Source organism: Pseudomonas sp. AK-TSAG1-1 (genome assembly GCF_056821665.1).
The window spans coordinates 3715324-3729580 of the sequence record NZ_CM165965.1 but is presented as its reverse complement, the minus strand read 5'-3'; the positions used below and the strand labels follow the sequence as shown (position 1 = coordinate 3729580).

At 60.7% G+C, this 14257-nt stretch carries 12 protein-coding genes; 6 read left to right on the top strand and 6 right to left on the bottom strand.

Translation table 11 applies throughout. From position 1 onward, the window contains the following. Positions 1-483: 483 nt before the first annotated feature. Positions 484-1374: a LysR substrate-binding domain-containing protein gene (locus tag AC1UK9_RS16405; protein ID WP_482577999.1), complete on the bottom strand. Its 891-nt coding sequence runs from the start codon at positions 1372-1374 to the stop codon at positions 484-486. 118 nt (positions 1375-1492) lie between these two features. Between AC1UK9_RS16405 and AC1UK9_RS16400 the strand changes: the two genes are divergently transcribed. The 5 genes from AC1UK9_RS16400 (at position 1493) to AC1UK9_RS16380 (ending at position 7140) form a co-directional block, all read left to right on the top strand. Next, positions 1493-1957, top strand: a complete 465-nt coding sequence (locus AC1UK9_RS16400; RefSeq protein ID WP_473012826.1) for a (2Fe-2S)-binding protein — start codon at positions 1493-1495, stop codon at positions 1955-1957. Further along, positions 1957-4170: a xanthine dehydrogenase family protein molybdopterin-binding subunit gene (locus AC1UK9_RS16395; protein WP_482577998.1), complete on the top strand. Its 2214-nt coding sequence runs from the start codon at positions 1957-1959 to the stop codon at positions 4168-4170. The genes AC1UK9_RS16400 and AC1UK9_RS16395 overlap by 1 nt, the downstream gene beginning before the upstream one ends. Positions 4171-4176: 6 nt before the next feature. Further along, positions 4177-5070: a LysR substrate-binding domain-containing protein gene (locus tag AC1UK9_RS16390; protein WP_025111439.1), complete on the top strand. Its 894-nt coding sequence runs from the start codon at positions 4177-4179 to the stop codon at positions 5068-5070. 180 nt (positions 5071-5250) lie between these two features. Further along, a complete protein-coding gene (locus tag AC1UK9_RS16385) occupies positions 5251-6747 on the top strand; it encodes a helix-turn-helix transcriptional regulator (RefSeq protein ID WP_482577997.1) in 1497 nt (498 codons plus the stop codon). A 135-nt stretch (positions 6748-6882) separates the two neighbouring features. Beyond that, positions 6883-7140, top strand: a complete 258-nt coding sequence (locus AC1UK9_RS16380; protein WP_482577996.1) for a DUF1652 domain-containing protein — start codon at positions 6883-6885, stop codon at positions 7138-7140. Positions 7141-8117: 977 nt separating this feature from the next. Here the strand turns inward: AC1UK9_RS16380 and AC1UK9_RS16375 are convergent. Both AC1UK9_RS16375 and AC1UK9_RS16370 read right to left on the bottom strand, forming a co-directional pair. Further along, positions 8118-8885 carry an SDR family oxidoreductase gene (locus AC1UK9_RS16375; protein WP_025111442.1) on the bottom strand — a complete coding sequence of 256 codons (768 nt, stop codon included), beginning with the start codon at positions 8883-8885 and terminating at the stop codon, positions 8118-8120. 22 nt (positions 8886-8907) lie between these two features. Further along, positions 8908-9975 (bottom strand): phosphotransferase family protein, encoded by a 1068-nt coding sequence (locus AC1UK9_RS16370; RefSeq protein ID WP_473012823.1) that lies wholly within the window; start codon positions 9973-9975, stop codon positions 8908-8910. Between the two features lie 190 nt (positions 9976-10165). On the opposite strand from AC1UK9_RS16370, the gene AC1UK9_RS16365 reads away from it, so the two are divergent. Then, positions 10166-10561 carry a DUF4280 domain-containing protein gene (locus AC1UK9_RS16365; protein WP_025111444.1) on the top strand — a complete coding sequence of 132 codons (396 nt, stop codon included), beginning with the start codon at positions 10166-10168 and terminating at the stop codon, positions 10559-10561. A 114-nt stretch (positions 10562-10675) separates the two neighbouring features. Here AC1UK9_RS16365 and AC1UK9_RS16360 read toward each other — a convergent pair whose 3' ends face one another. The 3 genes from AC1UK9_RS16360 to AC1UK9_RS16350 all read right to left on the bottom strand — a co-directional run bounded on the left by AC1UK9_RS16360 (position 10676) and on the right by AC1UK9_RS16350 (position 14205). Continuing rightward, a complete protein-coding gene (locus AC1UK9_RS16360; RefSeq protein WP_473012822.1) occupies positions 10676-11218 on the bottom strand; it encodes a toxin-antitoxin system YwqK family antitoxin in 543 nt (180 codons plus the stop codon). A 12-nt stretch (positions 11219-11230) separates the two neighbouring features. Then, on the bottom strand, positions 11231-13240 hold the full coding sequence (locus tag AC1UK9_RS16355; protein ID WP_482577994.1) for a type VI secretion system Vgr family protein: 2010 nt from the start codon (positions 13238-13240) through the stop codon (positions 11231-11233). Between the two features lie 83 nt (positions 13241-13323). Next, the gene (locus AC1UK9_RS16350) at positions 13324-14205 is read right to left on the bottom strand and encodes an F-box protein (RefSeq protein ID WP_473012820.1); all 882 of its coding nucleotides are present in this window, start codon (positions 14203-14205) and stop codon (positions 13324-13326) included. Between the last annotated feature and the right edge of the window lie 52 nt (positions 14206-14257).

Here is a 14257-nt window from a genome sequence, read left to right as displayed (position 1 = left end):
GATGTGATTGACAGGGCCTCTTCGCGAGCAAGCCCGCTCCCACAGGGGGGATGCATTGCAGCTGGCGGCATGCGCTCGAAATGTAGGAGTGAGCCTGCTCGCGAAGGCTGAGTGCCATTCAGCGGTGATGTGGCTGATGGGCCCCTTCGCGAGCAAGCCCGCTCCCACAGGGGGGATGCATTGCAGCTGGCGGATGCGCTCGAAATGTAGGAGTGAGCCTGCTCGCGAAGGCGGAGTGTCATTCCGCGGTGATGTGATTGACAGGGCCTCTTCGCGAGCAAGCCCGCTCCCACAGGGGGGATGCATTGTAGCTGGCGGATGCGCTCGAAATGTAGGAGTGAGCCTGCTCGCGAAGGCGGAGTGTCATTCAGCGGTGATGTGATTGACAGGGCCTCTTCGCGAGCAAGCCCGCTCCCACAGGGGGGATGCATTGCAGTTGGCGGATGCGTTCGAAATGTGGGAGCGGGCTTGCTCGCGAAGGCGTCAGTGGGGTGTTTGCAAGGCTAGCTGCCTGATCACCTCAACCACCGGCGCCACACGCTCGGCCTGGCCGTGCGGCCACACTGCATAGAGGTTGTAATGCGCTGCAATCTGCGCCTCGTTCAACGCCACCAGCCGCCCGCTGCGCAACGCGTCAGCCGCCAATAAACCACGCACCAGTCCTGCTCCGACACCGGCCTCGGCGGCCGCAATCAGGTTCGCCGCGTTATCGAAAATCACCCGCGCCGGCGGCTCGGTCGGCGTCATCCCCGCCGCGTCCAGCCACGGAATCCACGAGCGTCGCGTATAGCCCAACAGCGGCAGTTCGAGAATCTGCGCGGGGCTTAACGGCAGTTGCAAGCCATGGCGCTCAAGCAACTCAGGCGAAGCCACCGCCAACACCCGATCACCACAGATCTGCGTCATCTCGCAGTCATCCCAGTCGCCATAACCGTAACGCAACGCCAGATCCACCCGCTCGAACGCGCTGCGATCACTGCGCGGCATCGACAACAGCGTCACCTCGTAATCCGGCAGCCCATCGAGCAACTGCAGCAGGCGCGGGTTGAGCCAGCTCTGCGCCAATTCACTGTCGACGTCCAGCGTCAAACGTTGCGTCATGCTGCGGTTTTTCACCGAGGAAATCGCCCGATCAATCTGCGCCAGACCGTCCGATAGCACACTGGCAAACAACTGCCCGGCATCGGTCAGATTGCTGCCGCCACCTTCACGCACGAACAGCGGCTGGCCGATGAAATCCTCCAGCGCGCGGATCTGTTGGCTGATGGCGCTGTGGGTCAGGTCGAGTTTGCGCGCGGCGCTGGAGAAACTGCCGCTGCGCGCCGCGTGGATGAACGCGCTCATGGACTGCACCGACGGGTATCGCTTGTACATGTTGTTAGTCCTGCTTACAGCGGTTGGCAGAAATCGTCGCTGGCCGCGTTTTGCCCGGGGTCCCAATAATCGATGACCAGGCCCGCACAAAGACGGGCCGCTCTTTTGGAGCCTGACAATGATTGCATTCACGGTAAACGGCGTACGACGCGAGCTGGATGAAGCGTCCCCCTCCATGCCCTTGTTATGGGTCCTGCGTGATCTACTGAAACTCACCGGCACCAAGTTCGGCTGCGGCATGGGCCTGTGCGGTGCCTGCACCGTGCATCTGGACGGGGTCGCGGTGCGTTCCTGCCAGTTGCCGCTGGCCGCCGTCGCGGGCCACAGCATCACCACCATTGAAGGCTTGTCGCCGACGCAAAGCCATCCGCTGCAACTGGCCTGGGTCGCCGAAGATGTGCCGCAATGCGGCTACTGTCAATCCGGGCAGATCATGTCAGCGGCTGCGTTGCTCAACACGGGCGCGGTGGTGAACGACGATTCGATCCGCAATGCGATGACCGGCAACATCTGTCGCTGCGGCACGTACGGTCGGATCAACAAAGCGATCAAGCGCGCGGCGAATGCGCCGAAGGAGGCGTGATGAGCCCGCTCGACGACACCTTGATCGAACCTTCACGCCGGGTGTTTCTCAAGCAAGCGGCGACGGTGGCTTCGGGTCTGGCGATTGCCCTGTATCTGCCGAGCGGCGTGGCCGCCAGCGACCCGAAAGCCCCGGCCCCGGCCACTGAGTTTGAACCCAACGCCTGGGTGCGGATCTTCCCTGACGGTACCGTGAAACTGGTGGTGCACAAGCACGATTCCGGCACCGGTACGCAAACGGCGCTGGCTGCGTGTGTGGCCGAGGAGCTGGATGTGAACCCGATGACCGTGCAGGTCATCACCCCGGAAGACCCGTTCTTCGACACCTACATTCACCCGATCTGGAAAGTTTTCTCCACCGGCGGCAGCACCAGTGTGTCGCTGGAATACGAACGCTTGCGCATGGCCGGGGCGACCGCGCGGGCGCTGCTGATCACGGCGGCGGCGAAACAATGGAAAGTCAGCCCCGACAGTTGCAGCACCGAGGAAGGCCGGGTGGTTCACCTGTCCAGCAAGCGCAGCCTCGGATACGGCGAACTGGTCGACGTGGCAGCACATCTCCCGGCACCGGCCAAGGTCACGTTGAAGGATCCGGCGCAGTTCAAATACATCGGCAAACTGCGGCACAAGCGTGACGCGGCGGCCAAGGTTTGTGGGGGCTTCAAGTACAGCATCGACGTGCAGGTGCCGGGGATGCTGGTGGCGGTGATTCAGCGGACGCCGGTGGTCGGTGCGAAGGTGCTCGGCGTCGATTCGGTGGCAGCGTTGCAGATACCGGGGGTGCGCAGGGTGATCGCGATTCCGGGGCGGCCCGATGTGCTTGGCGGCAACCTGGAAGGCGTGGCAGTGCTGGCCGATACATTCTGGGCGGCGCAGCAGGGGCGCAAGGTGCTGGAGATCAAGTGGAGTGATTCGCCGTTGGCCGGGTTCGACAGCGCAGGACTGGCCGAGGCGCAAGCGGCCGCTATTTCCGATCCCAAAAGCCAAACCATCAAGGCCATGACTCATGGTGACGTCGGCGCGCAATGGCCGCTTGCGGCGAAGTTGATCGAAGCCGATTACACCATGCCCTACAAGGTGCAGAACCCGCTGGAGCCGATCTGTATCACTGCGCAGGTCAAGGACCAGGCGATCACCTATTGGGGCGGTGTGCAGGTGCCGTCCTCGGCCCTGGAAGCGGCGCAAACCGTGTGCGGCATCGACAAGGACAAAGTCACCATCAACGAGCTGGTGTCCGGTGGCAGCTTCGGTGCGCGGGAGGCCAAATACTGGTTGTTCGAAGTGGCGTATCTGGCGCAGCAGAGCGGTGTACCGGTAAAACTGCTCAACAGCCGCGAAGATGAAATGCACGCGCTGTTCAATCACCCGGCGACGCTGCACCGGGTCAAAGGCGCGCTCGACGCCCAGGGCAAACTCAGCGCGCTGCAGTTGCACGCGGTGTCACCGGCGTCGCCGGAGCAGTGGGAGCCGGGTTACTTCGAGCGCCCGGATCACATGGATTACAGCACCACCGAAGCGATCACCGCGTGGGACTTCGCTTATCGTCCGCCACATCTGGAACTGAACTGGGTCAAGCACGAAAGCCAGGTGCCCAGCGGCTGGTATCGCTCGGTGAGCTTCATCCCCAACGTGTTCGCCGTGGAAAGCTTCATGGATGAACTGGCCCATGCGGCGGGCGCCGATCCACTGGCGTTCAGGCTGGCCAACATGCAGGAGCGGCCACGGCATGTGGCGGTGCTCAAACAGGCTGCCGAGCGCGCCGGGTGGGGCCAGTCGTTGCCGCCGGGCACCGCATTGGGGATTGCGACGAATCAGGGCTACACCAGTTTTATCGCGGTGGTGGCGCAGGTTGCGACGGTCGATGGCAAGGCCAAAATCCAGAAGCTGACGTGCGTGGTCGATTGCGGCCTGGCCGTGTCGCCCGGTGGCGTCGAGGAGCAGATCTACGGCGGCCTGATGTGGGGCCTCGGCCATGCGCTGTTCGACCGGCTCGACATCCAACAGGGCAGGGTGGTGCAGAGCAACTTCCACGACTACCGCGTGACCCGGATGTCGGACATGCCGGTCACGGACGTTCTGGTGCTGGACGGCGAACCGGGCAAACCCGGTGGCGTCGGCGAGTTGGGCAGTCCGTCGGTGGCTCCGGCGATAGCCAACGCCTTGTTCGCGCTGACCGGCGTGCGCCAGCGCTCAACACCGCTGAGCCTGGGGTAAGCCGCCATGGACCTGCGCCTGTTGCGCTATTTCATGGCCCTGGCCGATGAGCTGCACTTCGGCCGGGCCGCCGAGCGTCTGCACATCTGCCAGCCGCCGCTGAGCCAGCAGATTCGGCTGCTGGAGGAGGAGCTGGGCACGCCACTGTTCGAGCGCAGTCACCATCGGGTCGAGCTGACGGCAGCGGGGCAGATGCTCAAGGAGCAAGCGCCGCTGGTGTTCGAGCAGCTTGAACGGGCGCTGGACCTGACCCGCCAGACCGGGCGCGGGCAGCTCGGCGAGCTGGAAATCGGCATGATCAGCTCGGTGATGGTTGGCGTGCTGCCCAAGGCCTTGCACCTGTTTCGCGAGCGCTATCCGCAAGTGAGCTGGCGGCTGCACGAAATGACCCCGGCGGCGCAGGTCAAGGCGCTGAAGGAAAAGCGTATCGACGCCTGCGTGTTTCGCGTCGGTTATGACGATCCGCTGCTGCGCAATGAACTGCTGATCCACGAGCCGATTCACGTGGTGATGCCGGCCGATCATCCGCTGGCCGGTCGCGAACCGCTGGCGCCGGCGGATCTGGCTCTGGAGCCGTTTGTCGCGCTGGAATTGAAGCAGTCGCGGTTCGCCAATTTTCTCTATCAGTGTTGCATCCAGGCCGGGTTCACTCCGCAGATCCGCCAGCAGGTGATCGAGGTGCAGACCTTGCTCAGCCTGGTGCGCGCGGGTTTTGGCGTGGCGCTGTTGCCGGCCTCGATCGCGCAGTTGGCGCCGGCGGGGCTGGTATTTCGCAAGCTGACTCCGGCGCTGCCGGAAGTGCCGTTGTATGCCACTTATCGCGCGGACGATGCTTCGCCGGTATTGAAGCTGTTTCTCGACACCCTGCGCGAACTGGTGGAATCTGCAAATCACCGCTGACCCCTTGTGGGAGTGAGTTTGCTTGCGAATGCGGTGTGTCCTTCAACTGAATTTTCAACTGACACGACGCCTTCGCGAGCAAGCCCGCTCCCACAGGTTTCGCGGTGTGCTGAACTCGTCGGCACGATCACGGGCGTCTGCGGTCGTAATCTTCACACGCGCATTCCCTGTGGAGATCCAATGAGCCAGGAAGTCCTGACCCGTGAAACCAATCGTCGCCAGTTGCAGCAGATTATCGCCGGGCTGTCCGACGGGGTGATTCTGCTGGAACTCGATCAGAGCATCCTCTGGGCCAACGAGGCAGCGCTGGCCATGCACGGGGTCAGCCGGATCGGTGAGCTGGGCAGCAACGCTGACGAGTACGCCAAGCGTTTCAGCCTGCGCTATCGCAACAATCATCCGGTGCCAGCGGACAACTACCCCATCAGCCGTGCGGCACGTTGCGAGGCCTTCAGCGACGTGCTGATCGAGGTGTCTGCCGTGGACGACCCCGAACACGTCTGGGTGCATAGCGTGCGCAGCATGATCCTGACTGACCGCGAAGGGCAGCCGGAGTCGCTGGTGTTGATCATGAGCGACGTCACCGATTGGGCCAACGCCGAACAGCGCTTCGAAAAGACCTTCAACGCCAACCCGGCACCGGCGGTGATCTGCCGCCTCAGCGATTTGCGTTACATCAAGGTCAATCCCGGTTTTCTCGAGATGACCGGCTACACCCGCGAGCAAGTGATCGGTACTTCAGCTTACGAAATCGACATCTTTGAACAGGCTGAAAAAAAGGACCTGGCGATTCAGCGCCTGCGCGATGTGGCGACCATTCCGCAAATGCAGGCCGAACTGCGTCTGCCCGATGGCGGCAGCAAGCAGGTGATCGTCGCCGGTCAGCCGCTGCAGCTCAACGACGAGGACTGCATGCTGTTTTCCTTCGTCGACATGGAGCTGCGGCACAAGGCTGAAGTGGCGCTGCGCCAGAGTGAAGAGCGGTTTGCCAAGGCGTTCCGCCTGACCCCGGTGCCGATTCTGATCTGCAGCGCTGACGAGCAGCAGGTGATCGACGTCAATCAGGCGTTCCTCGACACCCTGGCGTACGACAGCGACGAGGTACTGGGCAAAACCGTGACGCAGCTGAACTTCATCGACGACGATGGCGCCCGCGCCCGGCTGCTGGCCGCACTGGCGAAAAACGGACGGGTGGATCGGGTCGATGTGCGGGTGCGCAAGAAGGACGCGGATCTGCTGGAGTGCGCGGTGTCCGCCGACACCGTGAATATTCAGGACACGCCGTGTTATCTGCTGGTGCTGATGGACATCACCGAGCGCAAACGCACTGAGCTTGAGCTGGTGGCGGCGATTGAAGAGGTGATGAAAGACGCCTCGTGGTTCAGCCGTACGCTGATTGAAAAACTGGCCAATGTGAAGAAGGTCAACTCGCCGCAACTGCCCAGCGTGTCGTTCACTGACCTGACGGCGCGCGAGCGTGATGTTCTGGGGCTGATCTGTGAAGGGCTGGCCGACAAGGAGATTGCGGCGCGGCTGAAGCTGGCGCCGAACACGGTGCGTAATCATGTGGCGACGGTGTATTCCAAGCTCGATGTGCACAGCCGTAGCGAGGCGATTGTCTGGGCGCGCGAGCGGGGTTTGTTTTCCGGTGAGTGGGGTGGCAAGGGTCAACGGTAGGTGCAAATGCACTAGTTGATCCGGTGCAAATGGAGGTGTTGGTGTGCGCGGGGTGTTCTTAGTCTGGTGAAGTGCGATACGAGCCTGTTGGCTTGGGATCGTGCTCCCTTCGAAGCAGCTAAAGGAACAGCCTCCATGATGAATCTTGCGCAGTTGCGCGCGCGCCTGGAGCAGAGTTTTTCGCCGTTGGCGTGTGAGTGTCTGGTGGATGGTGATCATTCGCTGACGGTGAAGTTGTATCACCCGGAGACGGGGCAGGTGGATCTGGTGATCAGCGGGTTGAAGCTCGATGCGTTGCGTACGCCAGAGTCAGTGGCGGCGTTGGTGGATGAGTTGCGGTATGAGTTGGAGAGCAATTCGTTGCGATCCTCGCGGGATCCGGATTCGGCTTAGGCCGGGGTTTTGGGGGTAGATCCGTTGCTGCGGCAACGACTGCCTGGGTTTGAATGGTCAGGAGCACAGCGGGCGCGCCGCTTTGCTTCACTGCAGGCCTTCGCCCGCTGGCGAAGGCGGCCCGACAGCCGATCAATCTCCATCAGGACGCCCCCATTCCCACTGTGGGAGCGAGCCTGCTCGCGAAGGCGGCCTCACGATCCCCCGTTCCCCCCTGAATTCACTCCCCCGATCCTTCCCCGCAAAATCGACAGCCCATTTCCCCATCCCCCTCCCTTTAACTGGCGCTTACAAGGTGGTCGGCTATAAAGAATGAGTAGTCAGGTCTTCTGTCATCCGCTGCAGTCGGGCGTGATTGCGGAAGTGGCTCTTCCATTTATCGCGGGTCATCCTATGAATAATCCTGGGAAACGCGTGTATCCACTCTTGTCGCTGGCCCTTTGCGTCGCGCTGCTCGGCGGTTGCGCCAGTCCTCCGCCACCGCCGCCTGCTGCACCTCCGCCGCCGCCGGTTCGTACGTGTCAAACCCTGGAAAATACCCAGGTGTCTGGCGATATGTACGTTGACGAGCAGGTCACTCGGCACATCACCACCACTCGCTGTGTCACGCAGTAGCGTGGGGCGGCGTTTGCGTTGAGGGCTCGGGTCGACACGCAGTGTTTGCCGTTGACGGCGCGATTGCGGCGGGTGGACTTTGGGTGGCAGTTGCCCAAGATCATCGATGCCTGAAATACAACCCATGTGGGAGCGGGCTTGCTCGCGAAAGCGGTGTGTCAGTCAATAAACCGGTCGGCTGACACACCGCATTCGCGAGCAAGCCCGCTCCCACAGAGGATAGGCGATAGATGGCGGTTCAGGGCCCGGCCGCGATCAAGGGTGGGAGTGGGCTTGCTCACGAAGGGGCCGGCCCATCCAGCATCAACGTTGACTGACTCGACGCCTTCGCGCTCCCACAGGGTTATTGATTGTCAGCCGAATCAGGACAGGAACCCACCGTCCACATTCAGCGAAACCCCGGTGGTGTAGCTCGACGCATCGCTTGCCAAGTACAACACCGCCCCGGCCATTTCACTCGGGTCGGCCACGCGCTTGAGCGGGATCTGCGTCAGCGCCTGCTTGAGGATTGCGTCATTCTTCACCAGTGCCGAAGCAAATTTGGTGTCGGTCAGGCCGGGCAACAGGGCGTTGCAACGGATGCCGAACTGCGCGCATTCCTTGGCGAAGACCTTGGTCATGTTGATCACGGCGGCCTTGGTCACCGAATAGATGCCCTGGAACACGCCCGGTGAAATACCGTTGATCGACGCGACGTTGATGATGCTGCCACCACCGTTTTCGCGCATCAGCTTGCCGGCTTCCACCGACATGAAGAAGTAGCCCCGGATGTTCACGTCGACCGTCTTCTGGAACGCACCCAGATCGGTGTCCAGCACATTGCAGAACTGCGGGTTGGTCGCGGCGTTGTTGACCAGGATATCCAGACGCCCGAATTGTTCCTTGATGCCGGCGAAGACCTGGCTGATCTGCTCCATTTCACCGATGTGGCAGGCCACGGCGGTGGCTTTGCCGCCGGCGGCGACGATTGCGTCGGCGACGTGCTGGCAGCCTTCGAGCTTGCGGCTCGAAACGATCACGTGGGCGCCTTGCTGGGCCAGCAGTTTGGCGATGGCTTCACCGATGCCGCGGCTGGCGCCGGAGACGAAAGCGATTTTGCCGTCGAGGTCGAACAACTGAGTCTTGGACATAGGGGTTCCTTGGTGTGGGCCGTCAGAGGCTCGATTTCGCAATGACCTGCAGGCTCATGTGCTCCAGCAGTTTGTTCATGTGAATGAACTGCGCGAAGCGTTTGTCCTGGGTCTGGCCGTGGTAGAAGCGGTAGTAGATCTGCTGCACGATGCCGGCCAGGCGGAACAGGCCGTAGGTGTAGTAGAAGTCGAAGTTGTCGATCTGGATGCCCGAGCGCTCGGCGTAATAATCGACGAACTCGCGGCGGGTCAGCATGCCCGGGGCGTGGCTCGGCTGGCGGCGCATCAGTTGCACCGGTGCCGGGTCGCCGGCTTCGATCCAGTAGGCGAGGGTGTTGCCCAGATCCATCAGCGGGTCGCCGAGGGTGGTCAGTTCCCAGTCGAGCACGCCGATGATCTGCATCGGGTTGTCCGGGTCGAGGATCACGTTGTCGAAACGGTAGTCGTTGTGGACGATACTCGAAGTCGGGTGGTCGGCCGGCATCTTGTCGTTGAGCCAGGCTTTGACCTGTTCCCAATGTGGCGCATCCGGGGTCAGGGCTTTTTCGTAGCGTTCACTCCAGCCCTTGATCTGGCGGGCGACGTAGCCCTCCGGCTTGCCCAGATCACCAAGACCGCAGGCGTTGTAATCGACACGGTGCAGCTCGACGAAACGGTCGATGAAACTCTTGCACAGCGCTTCGGTTTTCACCGCATCGAGGCCCAGTTCCGGCGGCAGGTCGGAGCGCAGAATGATGCCCTTGACCCGTTCCATCACGTAGAACTCGGCGCCGATCACCGATTCGTCGGTGCAGTGCACGTAGGCCTTGGGGCAGTACGGGAAACCGTCGCGCAGTTGATTGAGGATGCGAAATTCGCGGCCCATGTCGTGGGCGGATTTGGCCTTGTGACCGAACGGCGGCCGGCGCAGGACAAACTCCTGCTGCGGGTATTCCAGAAGGTAGGTCAGGTTAGACGCACCGCCGGGAAACTGGCTGATCGCCGGCAAGCCGGTCAGGCCCGGAATGTGCGCCTTGAGGTACGGATCGATCAGGCTGGCATCGAGTTCTTCGCCAGAGCGGATCCGGGTGGACTGGTCAGTAAGCGCCATGCTTATCCCTTCTGCTTATTTTGGAGGCCAGACATCATTGGCTAATCTAATGGTGCGCTCGGATGGTCACAAGCGCGGGTCGGTCTTATAGGTTAGCGTGTTGCCGGATAATCACCTTTGGGAATGTGCGCGACGGGCCGCGGCAGACTAAGGTTTAGCGGGTATGCCGTGTCCAGCAAGGAGCTATGAAATGGGCTGCCCGCAAGTCTGTGCCAGCGCCACCCTGCAATGCAGTTTCGGCGCCGCCCCGGCGGTGCTCAACGTGTTGCCGGTCAACCGCACGCTGACCGGCGGGATGCCGGCGGCGAACATCATGGATCACATACCACTGGTCAATATCCTGCCGTTCGGGGTGTGCATGAGCATGGCCAATCCGATGGTGGCAGCGGCGACGGCTGCGGCACTCGGCGTATTGACGCCGATGCCGTGCATACCGGCGACCGCCACGCCGTGGATTCCCGGCGGCGCGCCGACGTTGTTGTTGGGCGGTATGCCGGCGATTGATGCCAACAGCACGTTGATGTGCAACTGGGCGGGGGTGATCAAGATCGTCATGCCGGGGCAGATGCAGATGCTTATTCCCTGAGGCTTGTGTTGCCGAGTCTGGCCTCTTCGCGAGCAAGCCCGCTCCCACCCTGGAATGCGATCAAATGTGGGAGCGAGCCTGCTCGCGAAGAGGCCAGTGCTGCCATAGAGAACCTCAGGCCTGCTGCGGATCCGCCCACCGCTGATACCACCAGCGCACCCGGGAAATCGGCTTGCCGTCCGCCCCCAGCGGCCGCCCGTCCTCGGCAAACCCTTGCTCTGGCTCCATCAACTGGCCGTTCAGATACCGTGCCTCCGCCGCTGGCTTGCCGTTGGGGTGAAAGCGTTGATAACGCCCCTCACGCACACCATCGCGGTAAAGCTCCGCTTCCGCCACTTGCCCATCCGGAAAGTAATTGAACGCCTCGCCATGCAACAAGCCACGCCGATACGTGGCCTTGCGCTGCAACCAACCCTCGGCCGAATAAAAACCCGCCACGCCTTGCAGTTTGTCGCGCACAAACGGCATCTGCGCCGAGACCTTGCCGTTAGGGTGATAGAGCAGCGACATGCCCTGCAATTCACCTTGGCTGTAATTCAGATCCGCCTGTTTGCGCCCGTCATCCTTGATCTGCAACGCGCCGTCGAGCTGACCGTCCTGCAAACGACCCTTGAGTTGTTTGTCATCCTGCTGCAAATCCAGCGGTGTGATTGCCATGCCTGCTCCCTGTCAGTTGACCTGCACCAGCCCGCCCTTGATGGTCAGCATGCCGCCGCCGTCCACAGTCTGCGAGGCCGCGCCCTTGTTGGTCAGGCTGATGCCAGCGTCGTTGGTCAGCGTAGTTCCGGCCTTGTTGTCCAGCGAGGTGCCGGCCTGATTGGTCAAGGCAGTTCCAGCCTTGTGGGTGATCGAGGTGCTGGCCGACGTCGCCAGATCCGCACCGCTCTTGATCGTGAAACTGCCGCCGCTTTGCAGGGTGAGGGTGCCGCTGACTTTGATTGTCAGGTTGCCATCCACCGTCAGGCTGTAATCGCCGGTGACCTTGTCGGTGTAGTTGCCGCCGGTGCTGTGGTTCTGGTCGGCGCCGACTTTTACCGTGCGGCTGTCCTTCACATCGAGGCTGTCGCTGCCGGTCTGAATCGTCACGCTGCGTTTGCCTTTTTTCAGGGTCACGGTCTCGTCGCCGTCCTTGACCGTGCGGGTGCGGGCGTTTTGTACGGTGAGTGTTTCGTCGTGGCCGACGGTGGCGGTGGTGTCGTTGAGCACGTTGATTTTCAGGTCTTTCTGCGCCTGCAAGAACACCTCTTCCGCGTCTTTCTTGTCCTCAAAGCGCAATTCATTGAATCCGCCACCCCCCTTGGACGACTGGGTCTTGATCCCCGATTGCGTCTGGTTGGCCGGCAGCGCATAGGGCAGGGCGTTGTCGCCGTTATAGACGCAACCGGTCACCAGCGGCCGATCCGGATCACCGTCGATAAAGGTCACGATGACTTCCTGACCGATGCGCGGAATGAACTGCATGCCGAAACCCTTGCCACTCCACGGCAGCACCACGCGCACCCAGCAGGAACTGGTTTCGTCATTCTTGCCGTCGCGATCCCAGGGAAATTGCAACTTGATCCGCCCGTATTCGTCAGTCCAGATTTCCTCGCCGGACTTGCCCACCACAATCGCGGTTTGCGGGTGCATGCGCGGTTTTGGTGTACTGCGTTGCGGGCGAAACGGTGTGGCTTTGGGGATCGCCTCGAAGCGGTTGCGATAGCTCTCATGGCTGGCGTCATGGGTGACCCGCGTCACCACCCAATCGATATTCAGGCTCGCATCGTCATGGCCGGCGAGGGTGAACCAGTGTCCGGGAATCAGCCAGCGGCAGTCGCTCTCGCCGACAAATCGTTTTTCCTCACTGCGCAAACCGTCGACGCGTTGCTTGGTCAACGTATCGCCGCGAGCCTTGGCGTTGTAACCGCCGGGATGCTCATAGATCGAACGCGGCCCGGCCACGGCTTCGGCCTGGCCATAGAGCGAGGTGGTCGGCGTGGTGAATTCGTAATCCGTCGCCTTGTACACGCCGGCCACGGCTTGCACACACACCTGGCCTGAGCGGATGCCATGCAACTCACGCTCGCCCATTTGCTGGCCCAGATATTTGACCTTCGGCCCGTTGGGGATCGGTACGAAAGCGTCGTTGCTGTCACCCAGCACCAGCGTGTGCTTGCCGTCCTCGTGGGTGAAAAACCAGAAGATGCCTTCCTCTTCCAGCAGCCGCGAGACAAAAGCAAAATCGGTTTCGCCATACTGCACGCAGTATTCACGCGGGGTGTAGCTGCCGGTCAGCGAGAGTTTGAAATCGGTAAAACCGTGGGCCTTGAAGATCGTCGTGACGATGTCCGACGTGGCGAAGTTCTGGAATACGCGGTTGTTGCTGGCCAGCGTCAGCCACCAGAGCCAGGGTCTTAGCAACAACTGATAGCGCTCGGCGGTGGCGTCGGCGGGGAGTTGGCGGATCTCGGCGACCAAGGCATCGAGCGGACGCATCACAGAGTCGTTGTGAAAAGTTGTCGTGACGTGGCTGGCGACGGCGCTGGTGAGGGTGAGCGAGGTACCGTCGTTGAGGCCGTTGAGGGTTTGCGAAGCGAGCACGTTAAGGGCTTCGTCGCCGCAGAGCGACTCAGGGAACAGCGCCGACAGCGAGGTGGCGGTGAGGGCAAGCGTGGTGCTGCTGTCGGTGGCACGGGGCATGGATCGATCCTTGAGTGGAGATACTGCGTTAATTCATCTTTTGAATAATAGGGGGGGTATTGAATGCTTAAAGACTACCGTATTCACTCCCAGCGCCCATACTTCAATGAGCCAAGCAGCATGGCTGCTTCATCAATGGTGTCCAGGATCATGTCAATCTGCTCCTGCATTACAAGATTCAGGTTTTCGGCAGTTAATGCTTGGCCGTTGTACGTGATTAGTAAGCTGTCGAGTGTGTTGTTGTTTCTGTTCCACAGGTCTGGGATGAGTCGGCTTCTAATGTTTGTATAGGGGGGTCTTGGAGGTCTTAATATAATCAGTTGATGGTTTTCAGCGTTTCTTAATTTGTGCGGTGTTTCTTCGGGGGCTGCTAAGTCTACGGTATATCCAGCGGAAAGGATTTGCAGTATTTCTCTTGCGTAAATGGCGGGTCTGGTAATCAAGGCTCGATGGTTTACATTGCCTTCGATAAAATTTGATTGCTTCGTAGGGAGCGATACTAGAAAGAATGGCAGTCGGGAGTAAATGCCGCCCAGTATCCAGGCAGCTGTTTTTTCCACGGTCCAAAATGGGGTGATCTGGTTGTGTTCAAGATTGAATCTTGATCGGCCCTGTGCTGTTGAGGGTACGGTGGATTTTTTCTCTTTTGTAGTTAGATTGTCTTTGTCCGAGTTTCGGTATAAGAAAATTTGCTGGAAAGTTCTGGGTGACACTCTGATTCCGAAACATTGCTCAAGCGTAAGGTGGGCTGCCACAGAGTGCTGTAATGCGGTAATGGGGGTTACTGTTTTTCCGCGAGGAGTGACCGGCGTGGCGTCGGAAATATACTGGATGTTGGACAGTAGCGTTATTGAACGTAGTGCGTAGAAACGCTTGCTTGTCTGGGCTATTCTGGCCAGATCCATGTCAGACAGGTAATCAAGGATTGCGATGATCAAACTTTGATGAAGATCCGTTATGTCCATGGTCCTTTCCTGCTAAAAACAACTGTGCTTATGGTCCGTCAGACAAATGTAT

Bases quoted from the DNA above. Each gene is read 5' to 3' on its own strand.
- AC1UK9_RS16395 (WP_482577998.1), top strand. From the start codon at position 1,957: ATGAGCCCGCTCGACGACACCTTGATCGAACCTTCACGCCGGGTGTTT.
- AC1UK9_RS16360 (WP_473012822.1), bottom strand. From the start codon at position 11,218: ATGGCAATCACACCGCTGGATTTGCAGCAGGATGACAAACAACTCAAG.
- AC1UK9_RS16380 (WP_482577996.1), top strand. From the start codon at position 6,883: ATGATGAATCTTGCGCAGTTGCGCGCGCGCCTGGAGCAGAGTTTTTCG.
- AC1UK9_RS16390 (WP_025111439.1), top strand. From the start codon at position 4,177: ATGGACCTGCGCCTGTTGCGCTATTTCATGGCCCTGGCCGATGAGCTG.
- AC1UK9_RS16405 (WP_482577999.1), bottom strand. From the start codon at position 1,374: ATGTACAAGCGATACCCGTCGGTGCAGTCCATGAGCGCGTTCATCCAC.
- AC1UK9_RS16375 (WP_025111442.1), bottom strand. From the start codon at position 8,885: ATGTCCAAGACTCAGTTGTTCGACCTCGACGGCAAAATCGCTTTCGTC.
- AC1UK9_RS16350 (WP_473012820.1), bottom strand. From the start codon at position 14,205: ATGGACATAACGGATCTTCATCAAAGTTTGATCATCGCAATCCTTGAT.
- AC1UK9_RS16385 (WP_482577997.1), top strand. From the start codon at position 5,251: ATGAGCCAGGAAGTCCTGACCCGTGAAACCAATCGTCGCCAGTTGCAG.
- AC1UK9_RS16400 (WP_473012826.1), top strand. From the start codon at position 1,493: ATGATTGCATTCACGGTAAACGGCGTACGACGCGAGCTGGATGAAGCG.
- AC1UK9_RS16365 (WP_025111444.1), top strand. From the start codon at position 10,166: ATGGGCTGCCCGCAAGTCTGTGCCAGCGCCACCCTGCAATGCAGTTTC.
- AC1UK9_RS16355 (WP_482577994.1), bottom strand. From the start codon at position 13,240: ATGCCCCGTGCCACCGACAGCAGCACCACGCTTGCCCTCACCGCCACC.
- AC1UK9_RS16370 (WP_473012823.1), bottom strand. From the start codon at position 9,975: ATGGCGCTTACTGACCAGTCCACCCGGATCCGCTCTGGCGAAGAACTC.